Source organism: Aeromonas aquatilis (assembly GCF_054052405.1).
The window spans coordinates 49,854-74,160 of record NZ_JBSTYP010000002.1; the positions used below are offsets into that span (position 1 = coordinate 49,854).

The 24,307-nt window shown below is 55.1% G+C and carries 25 protein-coding genes; 5 read left to right on the plus strand and 20 right to left on the minus strand.

The genetic code is table 11. The annotated features are described in order from the left end of the window. Positions 1-4: 4 nt before the first annotated feature. Positions 5-2,383, plus strand: coding sequence for a PilZ domain-containing protein (locus tag ACW5W8_RS01055; RefSeq protein ID WP_498626023.1), 2,379 nt, complete (start codon positions 5-7; stop codon positions 2,381-2,383). A gap of 54 nt (positions 2,384-2,437) precedes the next feature. Here ACW5W8_RS01055 and ACW5W8_RS01060 read toward each other — a convergent pair whose 3' ends face one another. Both ACW5W8_RS01060 and serB read right to left on the minus strand, forming a co-directional pair. After that, positions 2,438-3,343, minus strand: coding sequence for an alpha/beta fold hydrolase (locus tag ACW5W8_RS01060; RefSeq protein WP_498626024.1), 906 nt, complete (start codon positions 3,341-3,343; stop codon positions 2,438-2,440). Between the two features lie 28 nt (positions 3,344-3,371). After that, the gene (serB, locus tag ACW5W8_RS01065) at positions 3,372-4,382 is read right to left on the minus strand and encodes a phosphoserine phosphatase SerB (protein WP_498626025.1); all 1,011 of its coding nucleotides are present in this window, start codon (positions 4,380-4,382) and stop codon (positions 3,372-3,374) included. Between the two features lie 120 nt (positions 4,383-4,502). On the opposite strand from serB, the gene ACW5W8_RS01070 reads away from it, so the two are divergent. Beyond that, a complete protein-coding gene (locus ACW5W8_RS01070) occupies positions 4,503-5,123 on the plus strand; it encodes an AhpA/YtjB family protein (protein ID WP_498626026.1) in 621 nt (206 codons plus the stop codon). Between the two features lie 67 nt (positions 5,124-5,190). Here ACW5W8_RS01070 and deoD read toward each other — a convergent pair whose 3' ends face one another. From deoD to ACW5W8_RS01105, 7 genes are all read right to left on the minus strand, one after another. Then, complete coding sequence (deoD, locus tag ACW5W8_RS01075; protein WP_498626027.1) at positions 5,191-5,907, minus strand: purine-nucleoside phosphorylase; 717 nt, start codon at positions 5,905-5,907, stop codon at positions 5,191-5,193. Between the two features lie 80 nt (positions 5,908-5,987). After that, positions 5,988-7,196, minus strand: coding sequence for a phosphopentomutase (locus tag ACW5W8_RS01080; protein WP_498626028.1), 1,209 nt, complete (start codon positions 7,194-7,196; stop codon positions 5,988-5,990). Between the two features lie 14 nt (positions 7,197-7,210). Next, the gene (deoA, locus tag ACW5W8_RS01085; protein WP_498626029.1) at positions 7,211-8,542 is read right to left on the minus strand and encodes a thymidine phosphorylase; all 1,332 of its coding nucleotides are present in this window, start codon (positions 8,540-8,542) and stop codon (positions 7,211-7,213) included. 115 nt (positions 8,543-8,657) lie between these two features. Further along, a complete protein-coding gene (gene deoC / locus ACW5W8_RS01090) occupies positions 8,658-9,431 on the minus strand; it encodes a deoxyribose-phosphate aldolase (RefSeq protein WP_374867806.1) in 774 nt (257 codons plus the stop codon). Between the two features lie 424 nt (positions 9,432-9,855). Next, the gene (locus ACW5W8_RS01095; RefSeq protein WP_005340467.1) at positions 9,856-10,026 is read right to left on the minus strand and encodes a XapX domain-containing protein; all 171 of its coding nucleotides are present in this window, start codon (positions 10,024-10,026) and stop codon (positions 9,856-9,858) included. Between the two features lie 125 nt (positions 10,027-10,151). After that, positions 10,152-11,426: a NupC/NupG family nucleoside CNT transporter gene (locus tag ACW5W8_RS01100; protein WP_498626030.1), complete on the minus strand. Its 1,275-nt coding sequence runs from the start codon at positions 11,424-11,426 to the stop codon at positions 10,152-10,154. A 192-nt stretch (positions 11,427-11,618) separates the two neighbouring features. Next, complete coding sequence (locus ACW5W8_RS01105) at positions 11,619-12,422, minus strand: TatD family hydrolase (protein ID WP_498626031.1); 804 nt, start codon at positions 12,420-12,422, stop codon at positions 11,619-11,621. A 41-nt stretch (positions 12,423-12,463) separates the two neighbouring features. Here ACW5W8_RS01105 and ACW5W8_RS01110 point away from each other — a divergent pair, with 41 nt between their 5' ends. After that, positions 12,464-13,075, plus strand: coding sequence for a type II secretion system protein (locus ACW5W8_RS01110; RefSeq protein ID WP_498626032.1), 612 nt, complete (start codon positions 12,464-12,466; stop codon positions 13,073-13,075). Here ACW5W8_RS01110 and ACW5W8_RS01115 read toward each other — a convergent pair. The 5 genes from ACW5W8_RS01115 to ACW5W8_RS01135 all read right to left on the minus strand — a co-directional run bounded on the left by ACW5W8_RS01115 (position 13,044) and on the right by ACW5W8_RS01135 (position 16,552). Beyond that, on the minus strand, positions 13,044-13,223 hold the full coding sequence (locus ACW5W8_RS01115) for a DUF5363 family protein (protein ID WP_076494532.1): 180 nt from the start codon (positions 13,221-13,223) through the stop codon (positions 13,044-13,046). The two genes, ACW5W8_RS01110 and ACW5W8_RS01115, sit on opposite strands and share 32 nt — an antisense overlap. Positions 13,224-13,400: 177 nt before the next feature. Continuing rightward, positions 13,401-13,910, minus strand: coding sequence for an S-ribosylhomocysteine lyase (luxS, locus tag ACW5W8_RS01120; RefSeq protein ID WP_005340462.1), 510 nt, complete (start codon positions 13,908-13,910; stop codon positions 13,401-13,403). 18 nt (positions 13,911-13,928) lie between these two features. Continuing rightward, complete coding sequence (locus ACW5W8_RS01125; RefSeq protein WP_167570880.1) at positions 13,929-14,531, minus strand: transglycosylase SLT domain-containing protein; 603 nt, start codon at positions 14,529-14,531, stop codon at positions 13,929-13,931. Positions 14,532-14,581: 50 nt separating this feature from the next. Beyond that, entirely contained in the window at positions 14,582-14,920 is a 339-nt protein-coding gene (glnB, locus tag ACW5W8_RS01130; protein WP_005308848.1) for a nitrogen regulatory protein P-II, read from the minus strand. A gap of 9 nt (positions 14,921-14,929) precedes the next feature. Continuing rightward, positions 14,930-16,552 (minus strand): NAD+ synthase, encoded by a 1,623-nt coding sequence (locus ACW5W8_RS01135; RefSeq protein WP_498626034.1) that lies wholly within the window; start codon positions 16,550-16,552, stop codon positions 14,930-14,932. A gap of 122 nt (positions 16,553-16,674) precedes the next feature. On the opposite strand from ACW5W8_RS01135, the gene ACW5W8_RS01140 reads away from it, so the two are divergent. After that, positions 16,675-17,229 carry a GspH/FimT family pseudopilin gene (locus tag ACW5W8_RS01140; RefSeq protein WP_498626035.1) on the plus strand — a complete coding sequence of 185 codons (555 nt, stop codon included), beginning with the start codon at positions 16,675-16,677 and terminating at the stop codon, positions 17,227-17,229. A 101-nt stretch (positions 17,230-17,330) separates the two neighbouring features. Beyond that, the gene (locus ACW5W8_RS01145) at positions 17,331-17,858 is read left to right on the plus strand and encodes a GspH/FimT family pseudopilin (protein ID WP_498626036.1); all 528 of its coding nucleotides are present in this window, start codon (positions 17,331-17,333) and stop codon (positions 17,856-17,858) included. Between the two features lie 36 nt (positions 17,859-17,894). Here ACW5W8_RS01145 and tapY2 read toward each other — a convergent pair whose 3' ends face one another. From tapY2 to ACW5W8_RS01175, 6 genes are read right to left on the minus strand one after another with little or no spacing between them, the layout of a single operon-like run. Then, positions 17,895-18,176, minus strand: coding sequence for a type IVa secretion system protein TapY2 (tapY2, locus tag ACW5W8_RS01150; protein ID WP_498626037.1), 282 nt, complete (start codon positions 18,174-18,176; stop codon positions 17,895-17,897). Then, positions 18,173-21,835 carry a pilus assembly protein gene (locus ACW5W8_RS01155; RefSeq protein ID WP_498626038.1) on the minus strand — a complete coding sequence of 1,221 codons (3,663 nt, stop codon included), beginning with the start codon at positions 21,833-21,835 and terminating at the stop codon, positions 18,173-18,175. Before ACW5W8_RS01155 ends, tapY2 begins: the two co-directional genes overlap by 4 nt. A gap of 10 nt (positions 21,836-21,845) precedes the next feature. Next, on the minus strand, positions 21,846-22,283 hold the full coding sequence (gene tppD / locus ACW5W8_RS01160) for a type IVa pilus pseudopilin TppD (RefSeq protein ID WP_498626040.1): 438 nt from the start codon (positions 22,281-22,283) through the stop codon (positions 21,846-21,848). Further along, positions 22,280-23,275, minus strand: a complete 996-nt coding sequence (locus tag ACW5W8_RS01165) for a PilW family protein (protein ID WP_498626041.1) — start codon at positions 23,273-23,275, stop codon at positions 22,280-22,282. The genes tppD and ACW5W8_RS01165 overlap by 4 nt, the downstream gene beginning before the upstream one ends. Further along, positions 23,272-23,841, minus strand: coding sequence for a type IV pilus modification protein PilV (pilV, locus tag ACW5W8_RS01170; protein WP_005348939.1), 570 nt, complete (start codon positions 23,839-23,841; stop codon positions 23,272-23,274). Before pilV ends, ACW5W8_RS01165 begins: the two co-directional genes overlap by 4 nt. Before the next feature lie 2 nt (positions 23,842-23,843). Next, complete coding sequence (locus ACW5W8_RS01175) at positions 23,844-24,248, minus strand: type IV pilin protein (RefSeq protein ID WP_498626043.1); 405 nt, start codon at positions 24,246-24,248, stop codon at positions 23,844-23,846. Positions 24,249-24,307: the final 59 nt, after the last annotated feature.

The window sequence follows — 24,307 nt, forward strand, 5'->3', positions numbered from 1 at the left end:
ACACATGGATTCAGAACATCAGCAACATCTGATTGAACAACTCGTCCCCTTGCTGCGGGAGAAAGATTTCGAGGAGATCTTCAACCGCATGACCCAGGAGGAAAACAGCAACAGCCGTTTTCTGATCAAGATGGAGCTCAAACGCAAGTGCTCCCCCTGCCGCAGGGTCATCGACATGCGCGATGAGCTGGGGGATGAGTGCCTGGTGCACGAATTCGACGGTATCACCCATTTCATGCCCGCCGATGCAATTGGCCTGTTCCAGTCCCAGTGCTATCTCTACCGCGATATCTATACCCTCGGCGTCTACGAGGCGCTGCAACAGTGGCAAAAACAGCAGCACCACGCTCGCGTCGACGGACACCTCACCCCGCCGGCCAGCCCTTTCAGGCAATATGACGTCAACACCATCGCCTTTGCCAGCTACTACGGCCGCCGTCAGGAGCGGATGCACTTCAGCTCGCCGGTGCTGATCAAGTTTCAGGATGGAGAGAAGCTGTTCGCCAAGAGTTCCGATCTCTCGCTGGGTGGCATGCGGGTCTCGGTGCCCTATCTGCCGAATTATCACACCGGCGCCCAGGTAGAGGTCTTCTTTACCGGACTGGAGCGGGAAACCCCCAATCCGATACTGCACCAGCCGGTCGGCTACCAGATCCTCGGCGAAGAGAGCAAAGAGGGAAAATATTGGCTGCGGCTGGTGCGCTCCGGCGAACAGCCCGCCTTCGATGCCTTCCTCAGCGACTTTATCGATGCCAACAAGATCCGCTATCGGGTCAGCGTCGACTATCTGCTCTCCGCCGCCATTATCAAAGGGTATGAGCAGTTCTACCTGCCGCGGATGACCGGCATGCCGCTCTTCTTCGGCACTGGCGACAGCCCCAATCTCGAGATTGCCCTGCGTACCGAGAACAACCAGCACCTGCTGGAGTATTGGCGCGATGAGAAAAACCGCGATGCCCTCGCGGGGCTTTTCAGCGCAGAGCGGATGAAACAGCTCTGCCCGGCCCCCGGCACCACCACCGAGACCATCATCTACTGCTTTACCCACACGGTACGCAGCCACATTTACTTCTTCTCCGCCACCGCCGAGGAGCTGCGCCAGAGTGGCCTCACCGCCCTCTTCTTCCAGGTAGGCTCACGCCGCCCCAGCTGGCGTGTCTACAAGTTCACGCTGGAGGCGTGCGATCTGGTCGAAGCGGATGTGGGGCAACTGCAGGGGCAGGACAACCCGCAGTTACAAGACATCCTGCTGCTCGAGCGACTCAAACAGATTGGCTACTGCGGTCTGCTGCAGGAGATCGGCCTGGAGTCACAGCGGGAAGAGTTCCATCAGGAAGGGGTCAGCAACAACGCCAACGAGCTGCAACGCTTTGGTCACGAGCAGGGGGTTGCCCCGTTCGAGATCGAGACCCTGCACTATGTTCAGTTGCGCAAGGAGTCGCGCTACATCCACAAGACGGCGGTCGCCATCCATCACAACGGTAAATCCTGGATCGGCTGGACCCGCGACATCTCGACTCACGGCCTGCAAATCGAGCTGGAAGATGCCTTTATCGGCGAGAAGAACGATGTGGTGACCATCGCCCTACCCCGCTTGCAGGAGCTCTCCAAGAGCATGGATCTGCAGCGCCTCTCCTACCGACTGGTCAGCCTCAACATGACCCGCACCGTACTGCACCTCTGCATCGAAGGGGATTCGGATCGCCATACCGGCCGCCAGTTCTTCAGTCTGCTGATCGAGAGCAACCAGAACAAGCTCAAGGCGGCGCAGGAGCAGCGCCGCTATCGCGGGCTGGCGCGGGCCCTGCGCAACATCTACACTCACCACCTGTTCAACTCGCCGGTCTACGTCAACAAGCTGAAGGGTGCGCCCAAACCGGCCTCCATCGGCAAATCCCTGCAACCACGCAGTCTGCAGCGGCTGCTGCAAGCCTGTGCCGAGCTGCCGGAGCAGGAGAACCTCTATCCGCTGTTTCAGGGGGAGCTGCTCAAGGAGCTGCTGATGAACCCGCTGCGCGCCATCGAGCGGGAGGACAAACCGAAAGAAGACGAGGTCTATATCGCCAGCATCCAGACCAAGGCAGGCCTGCCCATCTTCAGCAGCCGGCTGGCCAGCAGCTTTGCCAACGTCAAAGAGAAGCGTCAGTTCATCGAGCTGGCGCAGCAACAGGGGGAGTTCTACTCGGTGCTGGTCGGTATATCCCGTACCGGACGCCCCGACACCAACTTCATCGCCAACGAGCTGGACTACATCGCCAAGTTCGCCATCCACAAGGCACGCAAGCTGGAAGAGGAACTGTGGAGCGTGGTGGGGGTGGGCGAACTGACCGATACCACCCAGGCCACCCTGTTCCGCTTTGGCATCACGCCGCCGCTGAACTGATGATCCGGAAACAGACAAAAATGAAACAGGGCGCTCGAGGCGCCCTGTTTTTTGTCATACCGCCTGCGGGTTGAGCAGCCAGTCGAGGATCTGGGGAAAGTGATCCTCCTGGGCCTGCGGGGCGGTCAGCATATTGATGTGGTCATAATCGAGGCGGTTGCCGTTGTCCCGCCCCAATCGGGTGTGACGAGTTACCGACCCCATCTCGTCGCTGAAACGGCGCACATCGGTCGTGTGACCCAGCACCTTGTCCGCTTTGGCCGAAATCATCCAGAGCGGTGGCCAGTTGACCCGTGCCGCCGCCTCGTCATAGGCAAAACCGTCGTGAGGATCCTGCCAGGGGCCGCACTTGACCCAGGGGATGGTCTCCTGCAGATAGCGCAGCGGCTCGTCGTCAGCACCGATCTTCAGAGTGCGAGCCGCCAGAAAACCACGGCGGCGAGCCAGCCAGGGAGCCAGCCGATTCCAGATCAGATCCACCTTCAGCCAACGCTCGGGATTGTGCACCGACACGCCGCGCTTGGTGCCAAAAAACAGCAGGCTGGCCACCTGATCCGCCAGCTCGGGAAAGCGCACCAGGGTCGAGGCCATGATGACACCGCCCCAGGAGTGGGCCACCCAGTGCACCTTGAAGCCATGATGGCGCTCGGCAATCCAGCGCTGCAGGGCGGGCAGATCCTCGGTGATCAGCTCATGCTGACCGTGCTCCGCCTGCTCGGCGATGGCAGGAGTGCTGAGCCCCCGCCCCCGCAAATCAGCCACATAGACCTGATAGCCGTGACGGGCCAGAAAGCAGGCCAGCCCCTTGCCCGATTCGGTATAGAAAATCCGCCCGTTCTCGATGGCGCCGTGCACCATCAGGATCGGCTCGCCATGCACCGCGACCCGGGGTTTGATGTGGCGAACATGCAATTGATGGGCGCCACAGGGGATAAACAGAGACTGCTGCAACAATTCCATTTTTATTGGTTTCCTCCTTGAAACACTGTTAGCGCTTGTCCCAGCGTTGCTCGCTGCAGGCCCGCGCCACCAGCAGGCAGATCACCCCCTCCAGATCGTGATGATTGAGGGTGGCCGCCGCCTGCTCCCGCACCAGCGGTTTGGCGTGAATGGCGATGCCAAGGCCAGCGACCCCCATCATCTTGAGATCGTTGGCACCATCGCCGATGGCCACGGTCTGGGCGGCAGCAATGCCGTACTCCTGAGCAAGCTGCTGCAACACCTCGGCCTTGACGCTGGCATCGACGATGCGCCCGCTCACCTTGCCGGTCAGCTGCCCCCCTTCCACTGCCAGCTCGTTGGCGAAGATGGCATCGAGCCCCAACTCGCGCTGCAACTGGCCAGCAAAACGGGTAAAACCGCCGGAAGCGATGGCAACACGCCACCCCGCCTGTTTGAGGGTATCGACCATCAGCTGCAAGCCCGGCATCCAGGGCATCCATGCCGCCACCTCGTCGAGAATGGTGACCGGCGCGCCTGCCAGCAGGGCCACCCGATTGCGCAGGCTGTCGGAAAACTCCAGCTTGCCCTGCATGGCTGCGGCCGTCACTGCCGCCACCTGCTCGCCAACCCCGGCAAGCCGGGCAATCTCGTCGATACACTCGATGCGGATCGCGGTGGAATCCATGTCCATCACCAGCAGGCCGGGCTCGTTCAGGGTCGGTAGCGCAGGCAGATGGCAGAGATCGATCTCCCACTCACCGCTCTTGAGCTCGGCAACCAACTCGGAAGAGAAGCGATCGCAGCCAAGCAGCAGCAACGGCACGCCTGCCACCTCGGTGGGAGGATAGAGGGTGGCCGCCAACTCCTGCGCAGCCAACAGTGGCGACAGACGCGCCAGATGGGCTGCGCCCAGCCCCTTGCCAAACAGCACCAACCAGCCGCTCGTCTGCGGGGTCTCTGTCGGCTGCAACGCATCTGCGCTGAGCTGCCAACAGGGTGAGCCGGACAACAACGCAGGCCAGTCGGATAACAGAGGGGGGAGCCGGGACAACAACATAAGGGATACGCCTTCCTTGGTGATCAGGGGGTTAACAGTGCTGGCCCAGAGTAGCGTATTGCTTTTTGTACAGGCAAGCGCCAAGATCCCGCCACTCCTTGTCACCATGAGGTCTCACGCTTGCAGCGTCATCTTCCCATCAAACGTGTTCTCAGCCTGGGTGCCGGTATCCTGCTCGGATGCTGGGTGCTCGGTGTGCTCATTCATATGCAGGGTGAAAGCCAGGCCTCGCTGCACAGCGAAGCGCGCAACCGGGCACAGGCGCTGGTCGCCTATGCCGCCCGCGACATGAAACGCTGGATCAAGGAGGAGAAGAGCAGCGAGCTGGAGCGGCTGGCGCGGGATCTGGCAGCCGAGCCGGAGATCCTCGATGCCACCCTCTACGACGGGCGTGGCATTCCACTCGCCCAGTCGGAGCAGGCGGTGCCGCTGGAGAGCCTGCTGCCCATCGGCAGCGATAACAAGTCACTGCCGGCGCAGGGCAAGGGGCGGATCCAGTTCGTGCAAGAGATCCGCGATGGCGAGCAGACCATCGGTTTCCTGCGCATCACCCTGGAAGAGCAGCAGATGCTGGCAGACAAGGACACCCGGCTCAAGGTGGTGCAAGAGAAACAGCGCCTGATGCTGCTGGTCGCCCTGCTGGCCGGGCTGCTCATCTCCTACGGCGTGCGCCGTAACTACATGCGGGTGCGCAAACACAAGAAAAAGAGTACGCCCCCCGCGCCACCTCCGGAAAACTGATGGCGCAACCAGAGAGCAGATACAAAAACGGCGGCCAGAAGGCCGCCGTTTCTTATTCGCAAGGGGATTACTTGTCGCCCAGCAGAACGGAGTCCAGCGCGATCTCGATCATGTCGTTGAAGGTCAGCTGACGCTCTTCGGCAGTGGTCTGCTCGCCGGTACGGATATGGTCGGAGACGGTGCAGATGGTCAGAGCCTTGGCACCGTACTCTGCGGCCACGCCGTAGATACCGGCTGCTTCCATCTCGACACCCAGGATGCCGTACTTTTCCATGACGTCGAACATGGAGGGGTCCGGGGTGTAGAACAGGTCGGCGGAGAAGATGTTACCAACGCGCACCGGAGTGCCCTTGTTCTTGGCAGCCTGAACAGCATTGGCAACCAGTTCGAAGTCGGCGATGGCGGCGAAGTCGTGATCCTTGAAGCGCAGACGGTTTACTTTGGAATCGGTGCAGGCACCCATACCGATCACCACGTCACGCAGTTTCACGTCTTCACGCACGGCACCGCAGGAACCGACGCGGATCAGGGTCTTCACACCGTAATCGGTGATCAGCTCTTTTGCGTAGATGGAGCAGGAGGGGATACCCATGCCGTGACCCATGACGGAGATACGACGGCCCTTGTAGGTACCGGTAAAGCCGAACATGTTGCGCACGTCGCAGATCTGCTCGACGTTCTCCAGGAAAGTTTCAGCGATGTACTTGGCGCGCAGGGGGTCGCCCGGCATCAGCACGGTATCAGCAAAGGCGCCATCTTTCGCATTGATATGAGGAGTTGCCATTCTCTTGATTCCTTCACACTTGGGTTGAGTTTTATTGTCTTTATTAAAATTGCCCGCCACCGGAGCGGCGGGCGGGTAAATTACAGGAAGCTGGTACCGTATGCCAGTTTGGGCAGACCGTGGTACGCCGCGATGCTCTGGCCAATATCGGCGAAGGTCTCGCGACGACCGACGGAACCGGCCTTGACCGGCTTGCCGTAGAATAGCACCGGAATGTATTCGCGGGTGTGGTCGGTGCCACCCCAGGTCGGGTCACAGCCGTGGTCGGCGGTCAGCACCACCACGTCGCCATCCTGCAGCAGGTCGAACAGCTCCGGCAGACGGGAGTCGAAATACTCCAGCGCATCGGCGTAGCCCTTCACGTCGCGACGGTGACCGAAGGAGGAGTCGAAGTCGACGAAGTTGGTGAAGACGATGGTGTTGTCACCGGCCGCTTTCACCTCTTCCAGCGTGCGATCCCACAGCTCGGTCAGGCCGGTGCCCTTCACCTTCTTGGTGATGCCCTGCTCGGCATAGATGTCGGCGATCTTGCCGATGGAGACCACCTGACCACCCGCGTTCTTCATGTAGTCCAGCACGGTCGGCGCCGGCGGCAGCACGGAGTAGTCGTGACGGTTGCCGGTACGCTTGAAGTTACCCTTGCCAGTGCCCACGAACGGACGCGCGATAACGCGGCCGATGTTGTAGGGCTCCAGCAGCTCGCGCACGATGTGGCACAGCTCATAGAGCTTCTCGAGGCCGTAGGTCTCTTCGTGGCAGGCAATCTGAAACACCGAGTCGGCAGAGGTGTATAGGATCGGCTTGCCGGTCTTCATGTGCTCTTCGCCCAGATCGTCCAGCACCTGAGTACCGGAAGCGTGGCAGTTGCCGAGGTAACCCGACAGACCGGCCTTCTCGACGATGGCGTCCAGCAGCTCCTGCGGGAAGCTGTTGTGGTGATCCTTGAAATAGCCCCACTCGAACAGCACGGGCACACCGGCGATCTCCCAGTGACCGGACGGGGTGTCCTTGCCGGAGGAGAGCTCCTGCGCGAAACCGTAGGCACCGACCACCTCGATATTTTTCTTCAGCCCTTCCGGGAAGGTGCCGGAGGCAAGCTCACCGGCATGGCCCAGACCCAGCTTGTTGAGGTTAGGCAGATTGAGGGCACCACGGCCTTCAATCTCACCTGCCGCACACGCCTTGGCGATATGGCCAAGGGTGTTGGCTCCCACATCCCCGAACTGCTCGGCGTCGGCAGCAGCGCCAATACCGAAAGAGTCCATCATCAGAATAAAGGTACGTTTCATGGGTCTTCCCCTTGTTACAAATCAGCCAGGGTGATACGGCGGTACACTTCAGGCAGTGCCTCGGGCCGCTCGCCACCAATCTGGACCGCCGCCTGCACCATGCTGGCAGCCTGTGCATATTGCTCTTCGGTCTGAGCGTGGATCATCGCGATCGGCTTGTCAGCATCGACGCTCTGACCCAGGCGGATAAAGTCGGTCAGACCAACCGCATAATCAAGTTTGTCACCGGCAGCGCGGCGACCGCCACCCATGGCGACCACGGCCAAGCCCACTTCACGGGTATTCATGGCGGTCACAAAACCGCTATTGGCCGCGAAGACCGGGCGCACGATGGCAGCCTTCGGCAGGTAGTGATCATAACGTTCCATGAAGTCGGACGGACCACCGAGGCCAGTCACCATACGACCGAAGATCTCGGCAGCCTTGCCGTTGTCCAGTACCGCCTGCAGCTTGGCGCGGGCATCACGCTCATCGCTGGCAAGACCGGCGGAGATCAGCATCTCGCAAGCCAGCGCCATGGTCACAGCGTGGATGCGCGGGTTGCGGTATTCACCGGTCAGGTAGCGCACCGCTTCCCGTACTTCCACCGCATTACCGGCGCTGGAGGCCAGCACCTGGTTCATGTCGGTCAGCAGGACAGAGGTACGGCAGCCGGCACCGTTGGCCACGGCCACAATGCTCTTGGCCAGGTCTACGGAGGCCTCAAAGGTCGGCATAAAGGCGCCGGAGCCCACTTTCACGTCCATCACCAATGCTTCCAACCCGGAGGCGAGCTTCTTGGAGAGGATGGAGCCGGTGATCATGGCGACAGATTCGACGGTGGCAGTGATGTCACGTACCGCATAGATACGCTTGTCGGCCGGGGCGAGATCGCCGGTCTGACCGATGATGGCGACACCCACCTCTTTCACCACTTTCAGGAAACGATCGTTGTCGACCGACGTCTGATAGCCGGGAATGGCATCCAGCTTGTCCAGAGTACCGCCAGTGTGGCCAAGACCACGGCCGGAGATCATCGGCACAAAGCCACCGCAGGCGGCGACCATCGGGCCAAGCATCAGGGAGACCACATCACCCACACCGCCGGTGGAGTGTTTGTCGACAATCGGGCCACCCAGATTGAGGTGATCCCAGGTCAATACCATGCCGGAGTCACGCATGGCGCAGGTCAGGGCAACCCGCTCATCCATGGTCATGTCTTTGAAGTAGACCGCCATCGCCAGCGCTGCGATCTGCGCCTCACCGATGGTGTTGTTGGTAATGCCCTGAACGAAGAATTGAATCTCTTGGGTACTGAGCGCTTCACCGTTGCGCTTCTTGCGAATAATTTCTTGAGGCAAAAACATCTTTCATTCCCTCCGCCATCGCTGGCGTCAAACAAGCCTGGTTCCTTGCCCGCACACCGCATGGTGGGGGCTTAACAGGGCGGGGAATGCCCGCCCTCTCATCAACTTATTGGAATTAGTAACCGCTGGTGTTGGCTGGCTTGTCGCCATGTCCCAGGGTAGCCAGCAGGCTGGCCAGCAGGCTGGAGGCGCCAAAACGGAAAGTGCGAGCGGAGACCCAGCCATTGCCGAGGATCTCTTCAGCCATGGCCAGGTACTGACCAGCAACGGCTGCGTCTTTCACGCCACCGGCAGGCTTGAAGCCGACTTTCGGATTCTTGGCCTTGATCACTTCCATCATGATGCGCGCCGCTTCCGGGGTCGCATTGACCGGCACCTTGCCAGTGGAGGTCTTGATGAAGTCGGCACCGGCATCGATACAGATTTCGGAAGCGCGACGGATCAGCGCCTCTTCTTTCAGTTCACCGGTCTCGATGATCACTTTCAGCAGCACGTTGGCGCCACAGGCTTCCTTACAAGCTTTGACCAGATCAAAACCGATCTGTTCATTGCCCGCCATGAAGGCACGGTACGGGAATACCACGTCCACTTCGTCGGCACCGTAGGCGACAGCGGCACGGGTTTCGGCCACGGCGATCTCGATGTCGTCGTTGCCGTGAGGGAAGTTGGTCACGGTCGCAATGCGCACGTCGGCAGCGCCGATCTCACGCAGAGTCTTGCGAGCGATAGGGATAAAACGGGGATAGATGCAGACGGCGGCAGTCAGGCCAGCCGGTGACTTGGCCTTGCGGCACAGGTCGATCACCTTCTGATCGGTGTCGTCATCGTTCAGGGTGGTCAGGTCCATCAGATTCAGGGCGCGCTGAGCGGCCACTTTCAGATCAGTCATTCTGTTCTCCAAAGTCTCGATTTAATCCAGATAACCGGGCACCACCAGACCATCCAGTGATGGATGCACAGGCAGTAATCCCCAGCTATACGGGAATGGAATTACAGTGCGAAGGCACCGCCACTATCCGGATGCTATTCAAAGCACCCTGCAGGCACTGCGACTGTAAATAAGGCAAGAGCCCTGTCACTTTCTTACAAAAGTGCGGACTTGGTTCCATGAAGACTTGAGAAAGGCCGACAACATCTGACCCGACTTCCCAATCAATTCCATTTGACCGCCAACACCCGATTTCATCGAGTATTAGTCATTGCCAGCACCCTGCTGGCAATGCCTATTTCAGCCGAGATACCCCCTGTTTGCAAGCCGGATTTGCCAATTTCAGAGGTACCTCACATCTGGCAAATCCATGTCTAAAAAAACCTTACGAAAAGAAGCGAGTCAGGATCCAAGAGTAGGCCAATCCCCCCAGATAGACCCCGACGATCCCCATTACCCCGGACAAAACGGGAGGCGCAGGGATCGGCAATTTGAGGAAAGAAAACAACAAACCAACTATAAAGCCGGCCACCATCGCCAGTAGCACTTCATTCATATAACCTCCGATTTGACTCATTTTATTATTAGTTTAGATAGGAAAACGGTTGTCACCGCTCCATACGCGAACGCCACGGCAGATGCCGTGGCGTTCGTGTTTATACCCTGTCAGTCAGGCGGCGATTACATGCCGGACAGTGCCAGGAAGAAGCCTGCGATAGTGGCAGACATCAGGTTGGACAGAGAGCCAGCCAGTACGGCTTTCAGACCAAAGCGTGCAATGGTACCGCGGCGGTTCGGCGCCATGGACCCCAGACCACCCAGCAGGATGGCAACAGAGGAGAGGTTGGCAAAACCACACAGCGCGAAGGAGATGATCGCCTTGGTGTGATCGGACATGGCCACACCGTTGATCAGCACTTCGTCTTTCAGGTACGGAGCGAAGTTCAGGTAAGCCACGAACTCGTTCACTACCAGCTTCTGACCGATGAAGGAACCGGCAACGACCGCTTCGCTCCAGGGCACACCGATCAGGAAGGCCAGCGGGGAGAAGATCCAGCCCAGCAGCAGTTCCAGAGAGAGTTGCGGATAACCGAACCAGCCACCCACACCGGAGAAGATGCCGTTGATCATGGCAATCAGACCGATGAAGGCCAGCAGCATGGCGCCTACGTTCAAGGCCAGTTGCATACCGGCAGAGGCGCCAGCAGCAGCAGCGTCAATGACGTTGGCAGGCTTGTCGTCCAGCTCGGCATCGGCAGAGCTTTCGTCGTAGTTCGGGGTCTCGGTCTCGGGAACCAGCAGCTTGGCGAACAGCAGACCACCCGGAGCAGCCATGAAGGAGGCAGCAATCAGGTACTCCATCTTGACGCCCATGGAGGCGTAACCGGCCAGTACGGAACCGGCAACGGAAGCCAGACCACCACACATGACGGCGAACAGCTCGGAGTCAGTCATCTTGGAGATGTAGGGACGAACCACCAGCGGCGCTTCAGTCTGGCCTACGAAGATGTTGGCTGTGGCTGACAGGGATTCGGTGCGGGAAGTACCCAGTACTTTCTGCAGGCCACCGCCCAGCAACTTGATGACAACCTGCATGATGCCCAGGTAGTAGAGCACGGCAATCAGGGAAGAGAAGAAGATGATGACCGGCAGAACACGGAAGGCAAAGATAAAGCCGCCGCCACCGAACACTTCAAACATCTTGTTGCTGACCAGACCACCAAACAGGAATTCGATCCCGTTCTGGCCGTAGCTGATCACGCTGGATACCGCGTCGGACACGCCAACCAGGATATCGCGACCAACCGGAACATAGAGAACAAACGCCCCCAGACCGGCTTGAATTGCGAACGCACCGACAACGGTACGCACGTTGATTGCCTTGCGATTGCTGGAGAACAGCACCGCGATAAGGACGAGCGTCGCCATCCCTACCAGACCCATGAACAAATTCATTATTATCTTCCTCTAGTAGCACCTATCTTGTTAGCGAGTTGTTACCAAACCCAACTAATCAAGGGGAGCGCATTATACTAATTAAAGTCCGATAAAATAGAATGCTGGTCACATTTTATCGTTATCAAAATGTCCAAGTGTCACAAAATTAGACAGCAAACGATTTTTACGCTCGTTTTTTTTCCTGATAACTTAATCATGTGTTGCCGATTTGTTTCGTAATAATTGATTGTGATGGAAAATATTATGGGCAGTTTTAAATAACACCTTGGCAACATCAGCAGACGATTCCCCACGCAACGTCATCAATATTTCCGCTATTTTCGGCAGTGCTTCCGGGGTATTTCTTGTTGCTTGTACACCTTGCAGCGGCATATCGGGCGAGTCGGTTTCCAGCACCAGGGCCTCAAGCGGCATGACCCGAAATACCTCTCGCGTCTTGTTCGCCCGCTCAAAACTGATCACCCCGCCCACCCCGAGCCGGAAACCCAGTTGCCAGAATGCCTCCGCCTGCTGCAACGAGCCGCTGAAGGCGTGGATCACCCCGCCACGTGGCGGCTTGAAGCGGCGCAACAGCTTGGCCACCGTGTCATTGGCGCGCACCGAGTGGATCATCAGGGGTAACCCGGCATCAGTTGCCAGCCGGATCTGGGCTTCAAACAGCGCAAGCTGCCCCTGTTGCGGCACGTGAGAGCGCAGATCCAGCCCGCACTCGCCAATGGCAACCAGCCCGGCAGGCTGGCTCATCACCAGCGTTCTCAGTCGATCCATCACCCCCTCCCGCTGCTCACCGGCATACCAGGGATGAATGCCCAGACCATAAAAAAGGCCATCATACTGATCTGCCAACGCCATCACACGAGTCCAGTTATCCTCTGCAATGGCAGGAATGATATACTCGGTTACCCCTAATGCCCTGCAACGGGCCAGCAACGCCTCCCTGTCCTGGTCGAAGTCCGGAAAGTCGAGATGGCAATGGGTATCTATCAACTGCATATCACTCACACCTGTTTGCGGTATTTAATGGGTCATTGAACATGATGAACAACAAAAACAACGGCTTTACCCTGATTGAACTGGTGCTAGTGATCATAGTGCTGGGGATCCTGGCCGTCACCGCCCTGCCCCGCTTTATCAATATCAAGGATGATGCCCTGAAAAGCACGGTCTCGGCGACCGCTGGCAGCTTTGCCAGTGCGGTACAGCTGGCTCATGCTGGCTGGGCGGTGAAAGTGCAGGGACAAGACCTCGCACTGTATAACTTCAGTGGGATGGGCAATAAAGATCTGGATATCAACCATTATGGTTGGCCGGTGGGGACTGAGGAAGGTGGTCAAGGAGTCGATGAGCCCTCGACAGGTGGTGGTAGCGACGAAATATCAGTTAACAGCCCAGAGGACTGCGAGCTCCTCTTCGCGGCAATACTTGATACAGACCAAACTGCCTTCGAGAAGGACAGCACTTCCAGTTATAAGTCTGAGATTATTCGTGCAGACCATCAAACTGAGGCTGGAGGACTGGAACATCACAACTGCCGCTATATCCTGCGCGACTCGATGGGCCGCTTCCAGACTGGCTCAGAGTATGAAAACGGCCTCGGCTTTGAGTACAACAGCGTTACCGGCGCCGTGACCCGCAATTTTGATTGAGTTCAGCCTCTTCTGCGCAAGCTCGCTCTTTGCTTGAATCATCATCATAACGAACCGGCGTGCAGCAGCGCCGGTTCTCCTGAGTGAGCCCCCACTCCTCGCACCACGCGTCATAACGGGCCAGCCAACGCAGCAATACCCCTTTCATCGTCACACCTCCGCCAACAGGTTCAGGTCAAAAACCATCCTAATCAGTGTCGGCAAGGGGAGCAAGTCATCCTAATCACAGCGATCGGGCGGAATAAAAAAGAGCCGGTCAGCATGGCTGACCGGCTCTTTTAACATTCCCCAAAGAGATTATCCGATGAGCGACAGCTCATCAGCCTCACAAACTCTTCAGTTTCTCTTCCGGCAGGGCCAGCTCGTCGTTGTGGTTGACGCCGATACCACGCTCCAGCACATGACGGGCGATGGCGTGCGCCTCTTCCAGCGAGTGCATGCTGTAGGTGCCGCACTGATACTCGTTCAGCTCGGGGATCTTGGCCTGATCCTGCACGGTCAGCACATCGCTCATGGCCGCCTGCCAGGCTGCGCCAACACGGGCTTCGTCTGGCGCGCCGATCAGGCTCATGTAGAAACCGGTACGGCAACCCATGGGGGAGATATCGATGATCTCCACGCCATTGCCGTTCAGGTGATCACGCATAAAACCGGCGAACAGGTGCTCCAGCGTATGGATACCGCGCTCGGAGAGGATCTCCTGATTCGGTACGCAGAAACGCAGGTCGAACACGGTAATGGTGTCTTTGTTCGGGGTCTGCATGGTCTTGGCCACACGCACCGCTGGCGCTTCCATACGGGTGTGGTCAACGGTAAAACTGTCCAATAACGGCATTTCTGACTCCTGATTTGGTTACCAGAACCAGCCCCCACGGGAGAGCTGATCCTTGCATTGACGGTACTGGGCGCCGTAGCGCTGGGCGCGAGCTTCCACCTTGCGCGAGGTCTTCATCAACCACCCCTTGCTGCGATAGCTGCCACGCCGGTAGCCACCCCACCCTTCGTGATAGTTGAGGTACTGACCATAGGCATCCCACTTGGAGGTGCCATTGAGCCGCTGGGCTTTGTTAGTGTACCAACCCATAAAATCGATGGCGTCGGCAAAATCATCGCGGTCACTCCAGCTGTTGCCGGTTTCCCGCTGGTAATCCGCCCAGGTTTCATCTTTGACCTGAGCATAACCATAAGCCGAACTGGCCCGCCCGGTCGGGATGAAGAGGAAATACTGCATCGGCGGCTGAGCATCATGTACGTAAGAGGACTCCTGATACATCATGGCCATCACCACATGGATCGGCGTCCCCCACTTCTCGTTCATCTTGAGCGCGGCCTTGTGCCAGTCAGGCTTCTCGCGAAAGATCTGGCACAGATTCTCCGGCTGGGCCGGTGGACGGGTACTGCAAGCAGTCAGGCCCGCCAACAGGCTGGCGACCACCACCAAACGCAGCCACCCCATCAAATGAGGCCACACTTCACGCCGCTGGTCAGGTAAAGAGATAGCCAAGGTCAGATCGCGTCTTCGTTCTCTTCGCCGGTACGGATACGAATTACACGCTCCACCTCGCAGACGAAGATCTTGCCATCACCAATCTTGCCGGTGCGGGCGGTGTTCTGGATCGCTTCCAGACAGGCATCGAGATCCTCGTCCTGCACCACCAGCTCCACCTTCACTTTCGGCAGGAAGTCGACCATATATTCGGCGCCGCGATAGAGCTCGGTATGGCCCTTTTGGCGGCCGAAGCCTTTGACTTCGGATACGGTCATGCCGTTGATGCCGATCTCGGCCAGGGCCTCGCGCACATCGTCCAGCTTGAACGGTTTGATGATGGCTTCAATCTTCTTCATGGTGACTCCTTACCAGTTCTGTTTGCCAAACCCGGATGTAATGGGGTAACGGCGATCCTTACCAAAGTTGCGAGCCGTGATGCGGGGCCCGACCGCCGCCTGACGGCGCTTGTATTCGTTGAGATCCACCAGGCGGATCACCTTGCGCACCACCGCTTCCTCGAATCCTTCTGCCACCATGTCGGCGACCGACGCATCCTCTTCCACATAACGCTTGAGGATGGCATCGAGGATGTCGTATGGCGGCAGACTGTCCTGATCCACCTGATCCGGCGCCAATTCTGCCGAAGGGGGACGGTCGATAACCCGCTGCGGGATCACATAGTCGACCGAGTTGCGATATTCGCACAACTTGAATACCAGCGTCTTGGGCACATCTTTCAGCACGTCGAAACCGCCCGCCATGTCACCGTACAGGGTGGCATAACCGACCGCCATCTCGCTCTTGTTGCCAGTGGTCAGCACAATACGACGACGTTTGTTGGAGAGCGCCATCAGCAACACACCGCGGCAGCGGGCCTGCAGGTTCTCTTCGGTCGTATCGCGAGCGGTACCTTCAAACAACGGCGCCAACTGGGTCATAAATCCTTCGAACATCGGCTCGATGGAGATGATGTTGAACTCAACCCCCATCCGCTCGGCCTGCTCCTTGGCATCTTCCACACTCATCTGTGCTGTGTAGCGGAACGGCATCATCACCGCCTGCACCTTGTCGGCGCCGATGGCATCGGCCGCGATGGCCAACGTCAGCGCCGAGTCGATCCCGCCGGAGAGACCCAGCACAGCACCGTGGAAACCGTTCTTGGTGACATAGTCGCGCACCGCCAGCACCAGCGCCTGATAGATCTCGGCCAACGGTTCCAGCGGCGCAGCCGGTTCCCGCTCTTTCACCGGCTGGCCATCGGCAAAGCGTACCAGCGCCAGCTCTTCAGCAAACGGGGCCAGCTTGTGGGTCAGTTCGCCCTGGCTACTGAACACCTTGGAGCAGCCGTCGAAAATCAGCTCATCCTGACCGCATACCTGATTGAGGTAGACCAGCGGCAGACCGGTCTGATCGCAGCGCTCGGCCATCAGCTCGCGGCGGATCCAGGGTTTCTCCTGATCATAGGGCGAGGCGTTAATGGTGAGCAGCAGCTCGGCCCCTGCCGCCTTGGCGGCCAGCGCCGGGCCCGGCTGCCACAAATCTTCGCAGATGAGCAGCCCCAGCTGGTGACCACGGAACGGTACCACGCAGGTCTCGGTCGCTGCGGTGAAGTAGCGCTTCTCGTCGAATACCCCGTAGTTGGGCAGGTCCTGCTTGAAGTAACGGGCAATCAGCTTGCCGCGCTCATAGAGGGAGGCTGCGTTATAAAGCTCCTCCCCTTCACGCCAGGGATGCCCGACCAAAATGGCGCAGTTCCCCTGCCATTCGGCAATGCGAGCCAGCGCGACCTCAACCCGGATCATCAGATCGGCACGCAGCAACAGATCTTCCGGTGGATAGCCGGTCAGGGCAAGCTCGGAGCAGACCAGCAGATCGGCACCTTGCTGTTCGGCTTGGGCTGCCGCAGCGAGCACTTTGTCGGTGTTATCTTCGATGGCGCCTACCGTCAGATTCAACTGGGCAAGCATCAGAGAGAGGGCTTTTGCCATGGCGATGCATCTTGAATTCGAAAATGATGTGGAATGATAAAGAAAAGGGGGGCAATCTGCCAGTTCAAGACAGGCGTAACCATGTGACAGCTATCCGCCATAAGGATAAGCTGTAAGCAGTCATGGAACGACAGGCCTTCGCAAAGATGAAAAACGCCGGATTTACCCTGATGGAGCTGATGATTGCCATTGCACTGGGCGTCATTTTGCTGGGAATAGGCATTCCCTCCCTCACCAACCTGCTTGGCAGCAATAATCTGGCGACGCAGGAGAAGAGCCTTCTCAATCACTTAAACTACGCCAGACAACAAGCGGTCTCCAATCAGCAAACCGTCACGCTTTGCCTGACGACCATAACACTGATTAATAATATTGCAGTCGAGGGTTGTATCCCGGCCAATGCGAGTGGAACTAACCGGCTACTCGCCTTTATCGATAGCAATAGTGACCTGAAGCTTAATGGCAGCGAGGTCACGATTGCAGCAAGCCCTGAGTTTCCGGCAGAACTGACCATTTCTGCCGATGCACAGGCGCTACGTTTCCTCCCGGATGGCACACTTGCCACTGGCAGTAACGCCACGTTCTCAATTTGTATCAGCGGTGAGAATGAGGTTGAAATTAAAATAAAGGCTTCCGGACGTGCGCATTCCAAGACGAGCGGCACTGTATGCCCGTGATATTTAGCACGCCATTAATGACAAAAGAAGTAGTAGAGGGTGCGTGCGTCTCAACTCAATGACTATGCTTGGAGTCTCTGTTGCAGAAGGACTCACACGGCATGTTACGAAATGGATTTACCCTGCTCGAGTTCTTGATCTCAGCCAGTCTGGCTACCATCCTGCTGACCGTGGGACTACCGTCATTGGCAAGCCTGCTGACAACCACTGACAGCGACATCTACACCAGAAATATTCAGGACCACCTGATCTTCGGCCAACGGCAAGCCATCACGCAGCAACAGTCCGTCACTGCATGCCTTGCCATGCCTGTCAGTAACTCAACAAGAGAAAGCTGCGTACTCGCAAATCAAACCGGCGCCCAACGCATGCTGGTTTTTATCGACACCAATCAGGATCGCCAACTCGATATTACAAGTGGCGACATCTTGTTATCAGCAACAGAACCCTTTCTTGGAGAACATACCATCACGGCTAATCGGCAATTTGTTCGCTTTAGCCCAGATGGCACTGCTATTGGCACCAACATGACGTTCCGGTTTTGTATCGACCAGGCCCCCCGAGTAGATATCATTATTTCGCCATCCGGCCGTAGCAGAAGCGAAAAAAAGGGGCTGAGTTGTTCTTAGCCCCTTTTATCCCTCTGTCACACTCCATCAACAGTGTTATCTGGGTTGGATTTCATCTTGCTTTTTTGCATCAGCCCGCGAAAAGGTGGCCGCCAAAGGAACGCACTCGATTACCTCTGTTACAAGATGTACTACTCCATCAATCTCATAACCTTTCTGTTTAAACACACGAACCAGATTTGCCTTGCTGGTGTCGGCAACGGGCTGCTGCAGCACTATTTGTGCGCCCCCTTCCAAGGTCACATAGCATTTCATATCCTCAGTTTGCGCCTGAGCCAGCAAGGGTAAGCTCACACACCAGAGCAGCATTCGATTCATCTCTGTTCTCCTTCATAGAGGTAGATTTTCTTGGGAGACATATCCATCTTCGCCTCCTCTGCACCTTGCGAACACTCACCTTTGCCAGTACAGCGCTCAGATTCTCCCTGTCCATCATCTTTGAGGATGATCTCCTTGCCGGGTGCACCGCCGATAATCCTGATCCGGCCATCGTCACCACCGTGGATAACCAGATCATCGGCCACTTTGTTTTGCACCTCGACATAGCGCTGGATCACCTCCTGATTGGCGCTATCGAGTACGTATTTGAACGATGTGCCGTAGTGCATATCAATCATATACTGGCGCATGGCGCCAATCGATTGAATGGTGCACTGCTGGAAGTCCTGCACTTGTGGCAGAAAGGAGGTGAAATAGAGCTTTCCTTGCAGCACCAAACCTGAACCCATGGATTTTTCGCCGCTCTCGTTAAGCCAGAATTTCCATCCCAACTTGCTGGTCAACGCCTTGGTGGTATTGACTGCCTGCTCTTCATTCAAACCAGCAAAGGGGTCACTGGTCACGTCATAGAGATCATTGAGCGTGATCGCGGCTGGCACAGAGGGTTCTGACGTCCCTCCAAACAAGGTTGGATTGACATGGTAGTCACGTAGCATCACATACACATTTTTGGTGGTTGCCTCCGAGGAAGGTCGGTTTCGATCACCACTCCCAATCAACACAGCATCAAACGGGCGCTCACTGTAGAGGTAATTGGTGCCATCATATTTCCAGCCCTTGTTGATAGTGCGAACCAAAACCGGCTGCGTAAAGAAGCGGCGGTCATCTTCCAGCTTCTTGGCAGTACCTGTTAAATGGGTATTGCCCAGACTGGCAAACTTGATGGCCGTCCACTTGGCTTTTTCTGTCCCCTTCATGTCGATGCGCCAGATCTGACCGCCGGTATCACCCGCATAGATCCTGTCAGAGACACCATCTCCATCGCTGTCCAGCACAGAGACCGAGCCTGGCATGCTGTAAACCATGCCTGCAACTTGCTTGTTCGTTGCACTAGCTGCATCTGGAGTGAAGCTGAATAACAGAGTACCAGCTTCAGCATCAACGATATAAATACCCAACCCTTCACTGTCTTCAACCCCTTGACCCAAATAGCTCTTTGATTGGTCATACCCCCCAGAGAATATCAAAACAGGCTTATAGTTTTTTTTACCAGCGGTTTCTGTGTAATACCCAGGGATAAAAGCTACCTCAGGGATCGACCAAGTTTCACCGAGCCTGCCAAAGCCAGCACTTTTTTTGTCCAACCGCCACATAAGCGAGGGAGAATCCGGATTGGATATATTCAAAGCATAATAGGCCTTGCCACCGCCCCGTAACCCTGTAAATAACCATACCTTATCACCTTGTGACGACTGGATATAACCATCTTTGACTTGCTCATTGACCAGCACGGTAGGTGATGAATCCACACCATAGAGATGCACCGATGATTCCAGGTTCTCTCGCAACGCTTTCTGATTAGCGATAAATTGATAAGGCATGGCGGCCCAGCTTTCATCAACGGTGGAACCGCTGTCTTTGAACATATGCAAAAAGCCAGCATTGGTTCCCATCACGATTCGCAGGTCAGGTGTGCACGATGTCTGTCCTGTTAACTTTGTACAACCATAGTTGATAACTAATGGCCGAGAATGCAGAGGATCACCAAGAATATGCTCCCGAATATCCGTTTTGCTTCCATCCTGATTTTCATCAAAAGCATCCGCCCCCTTGACCCAATTAAGCAGATCATCCATGTTATCCGTGCTATTGAGGCTCATTACTGTGCGTAACTGAGTAGCCCCACCCGCCATACTTTCAAGGGTAGACTTGCTAAATGAGATTAATGCATTTGTGGTGCTTGCGGAAGGCGGAATAATATAAATATTACGATTAGTTTTCGCTGCCAACATCTCTTGTATCCCCCCCTCAGCAACCTTGTTGCCATCGCTGGTTGAGGACCAGAAGGTTATCGCAGCTTCAAGAATAGTCCCGTCGCTAGCGATCGCAGGCATACCACTTTGATCAACCACATATCCTTTATCAGGGGCTAAAGCCAGCTTTTTCAGATTCCCTTTCCATCTCGGGCCAGCCCCCGGTTCAAACATGGCATAGTAAATATTATTCAGACTACGAGTACGGTCAAAGTTATTGGTGGCAATCGCTGGCGAGACAAGTGATGTGTTCATTTTCAGAATAGCCAACAATGAAGATTTTAATGCTTCGTTCAGCTGCGTCGAATCTGTAGCTGGATAATATTTGCCGCCGCCTCTGCGCGCAGTTTCAGCCAATAAATTACCAGCCCCTTTTATCGCCTCATCACCAAATCCCACTGTAAAAGTAGTAACAGTCTGCTTGCCAGTAGAAGATGTATTGATATCATTGTTTTTCATATAGCCAGCGAGAGCAGCCAAGTAGCTTTTTGCATTACTCGAACCATAACCGACAGAACCACTATAACTAGGTTTATTCGGATCAGTAGAGCTACCTAGTAAATTTATGACTAAACTATCCGCTGCCATATCATTCGTTGGCGCACCATCCGTCATATATATTACATAACCGTTACTGGAACACTTATCATAAGGTGTTTTATATTTCTTGAGTGTTATTTCTGCATTGAGATCACGTGGAGGCTGTATATCACCACCGTCATCACCAAAGTAGACATCGCGCCCACCAAAATAACGATACGCTTCATACATTGTTTCGCACAATGGAGTGTTTGTCTCCGCTGTGAGACTATTTGACTTATCGATTAAGTCTTGCGAGCCTGTCTTACCATTAGTTAAAACTGTGTCATTTCCGATTATTTCTCTAATAATTCGACCGCCATTATTACTACCATCAGTATTTCTGTTAAAAACAGCCAAGCCAAAATCCACAGCCGGAGTTGAGCGCACAAGCTCTTTAAGCGCCTGCTTAGCTACAGTCAGCCTAGACACTGATATATTCGCTGGCGCATGATACCAACGAAGATAATTAGCAGTATAAATAGTCAAACTTTCAGCACCTCCTGTAGCAGGAGCTACAGGCGATAGACCATCTTGCCATGGTTTGCTAACACTGGTGCTAGTGGTATTCACGGGGTAGCCTGCCATTGGTATATATGAGCCACTGAAACTGCTATTATTGTTATTTTTTGCCGTGATATCTTGTTGACATTCAACAATCTTTACATCATTTTCATTATAATTTTTTAATGGTTTCCATTCACCTTTCTTTTTAGTTCCAGTTCCAGACTCAACATAATTCCAAAATACGGAAGAGAACAACCCATCATTATTCAATACGTCTTTTGATGTACCGCACGCATTTACATTATTAAGAAATCTTTTTGAATACCCAGAGTATAAAATATCAGGAGGGGTTCCACTGGTGGAATAGTACAAATAATTTTTACTTCCATCATCGTATTGCAATTTTGGATAAGAAAATTCAGGATCATACTCATCTTTTGCCATCAATGTAGTCGACCCCATACTACCTGAATTATCGAATATAAAGAGAACCTTTGGCCGAAAATCACCAGCCTTTGCAAAATCATAAATGAATAATTCAGTATCATCTGAATAACCAGAGCCCACAGCCAAAGATGTGCTGGATATTCCACTACACAACACCAGCAAGCTTGTTAGTACACAGTTCCTGATGTTCATATTCTGCCCCCTAATTGGCACTGAGCAAGGGTTGTTCTACCCCGGCAGTAAAGGTCATTTGGCTATTCACTTTGCCATAAGCACTGGATGTGGTCGCTTCAGCATAACGACAGGCTGGTGTTACATTCTGGCTACTGGCTTCAAATTTGCGTTTGCATACACTTTCGGTATTGATTGTCAGGGTAGTCGCAGGAGTGGTAGTACCGATTGCCGCTGAAGTTCCAATGGCCTGCGTGGCTATTTTTGTTGAAAGAGCCGCATCCCCCAAAGCAGACTCGAGGGTACCTTCCACTTCGTGTTCTGCTCGTTGCAAACTGGCGCTAGAACCGGCCATTTTCAGACTCATACCACTTGATTGCATCACCACTACCGCAATCAGGGTGAGCGGTACCAGAATGACCAGTGCAACTATCAGTGCAATCCCTTGTTGTTGTTGAAGCGATCTCATGTTCCACTCCGGGTAACAATTTGCTGGTTACGCAATGCAATACTGCTTTCCAATAGCAGACGGCGATAACCATCTCCGCCACCATTGACCGTAATATTACCGAGTTGATAGCTATTGTTATTCTTATAACGACTCGACTCCCGAGCCGCTCTAATCAGTAAAAAAAGCCGAGCGCCCAATACTCGCCCTTCATTCCAACGTTGAGTTGTCATCTGATCCGTGGACATATATCGATCTATGCGTCCATCAGGGATCAAGGAATCGTCAACACCATACAGCAGAACCATATGTTCAACGCCCTCAGCCATAGCGCCACCAATCAGAGATGAACCACCATTGACGGTCAAATAGCGCTTGCGTAAAACAGGAATACCATCTTCTTGTGATAGGTAATAAATGTAGTGCTGGTATTCCCAGATCTGGCTCTCATTATTGGCACCAAAGAGTGGTCTGGTTTCGCTTCCCTTGATGACTCTCGCCTCCTGACTATTGGTTGCCATATAAAAGCGGTTTGTATCCAATCCCTCTGATGCTGGTATAGGACGCCCTACCAGTCGCTTGATACTGATTACATCGGAGTTTGCCACTCGATCGTTGGCATCAATACAAGTAAAACCACTCAATCCTTTGCTTGCGGAAACCCGTGAAACCCAAAGCCCGCGAATTGGCCCAAGAGGTGATGGCAAACTACCGACAGAGCGCTCATCCAGGCAATCACTGGCTGATAAAATGGTACTGCCAGTGCTGAGCGACAGTGAGGAGCCAACTTGTGTTGACTGGCCGGTATAAGATCCAAAAAAACCCGCCCATTTGATATCTTGGCTAATCAACCGAATGGCCAATCGACCATTTTCCTGTAATTCACTTTGATCAAAGGCATCTTCAGAGCTGGAGCGAGACATCACAAAAACTGTGAATACCCCCGCCAACAAAAATAGACCGAGCAGCATAGCGACTAGCCACTCTACCAGCGTGAAACCGCGAGAATTCATAAAGTCGTCGTCAGAATAAACTGGCGCCTCGAAAGATTATTTGCTGTCGAGAGTTGACACTCATTGATCAGCGTTGCTGCTGCGGCAGCAGCCCCCCCATCAGATATCTCTTGCTTGCCAGCCCAGAATATTCCGACAGCCAATACATTATTAGCCCGCCGCACCACGCAGCCTATCGGTGAATTCAAGGAAGATGCCGCCCCCGACACACTGGCCCCAAGCAGGGCTTGTTGCCAGTAGTGAAGGTCTGCATTACGTAAATCTGCAGCACTGCACGCGCTGATTGTGCCATCTGCGGCGGCGCATGTCGGACGTGGCAAGTTGGCGGCAAGATTAACGGTCACTGCACCGGATGCGGTCCAGCTATCGCGATTTATCCGTACTCGTTCGACCATATCGTTAGCCAACCAGCTGGCAATAGTGCGCTGACGAGCTTCATAACTGGCAAATTTGGAATGGGTTTGCAAAGCAACCAGACCAAGCAGCCCCAACGACAGGATGACTGCGGTGATCATCACCTCCAGCAGGCTGAATCCTCTCTCATGTGATGAAACATGAATGGCCATGGCTATTCCCAACAGCTATTGCTAGCTGCACCAGAAGCACTTTTGACGCCCAACTGATTAATGGAAAACACCGTGCAATCGGTATCTTTGGCTTGGGCTGTCGTCGCGCCAGCACTGGCTGACAAGGTGTAGGTGTTGCCTGATACGGCAATAGATAATTGATACAGGCCATTCTCAGATGCACTACTGATACCAAGAGCAGCTGCAGAGGATGCATACTGATTGAAATCCATAAAATAGGTTTCTTGCCGATTGGCCGCATTGAGCAGCATGCTCTTGGCTTCGACACGATGACTGCTCAGCACATATTGCTGATAAGAGGGGTAAGCGATGGTGCCAAGAATCGCCACGATGGCGACGACAATCATCAGCTCAATAAGAGAAAAGCCACGAAAGTATCCAATCATATCCCATCCTTGGTGACAGACTGCTTCATAAGTTTAACGCCGAGCCTGTCTCTTGAACA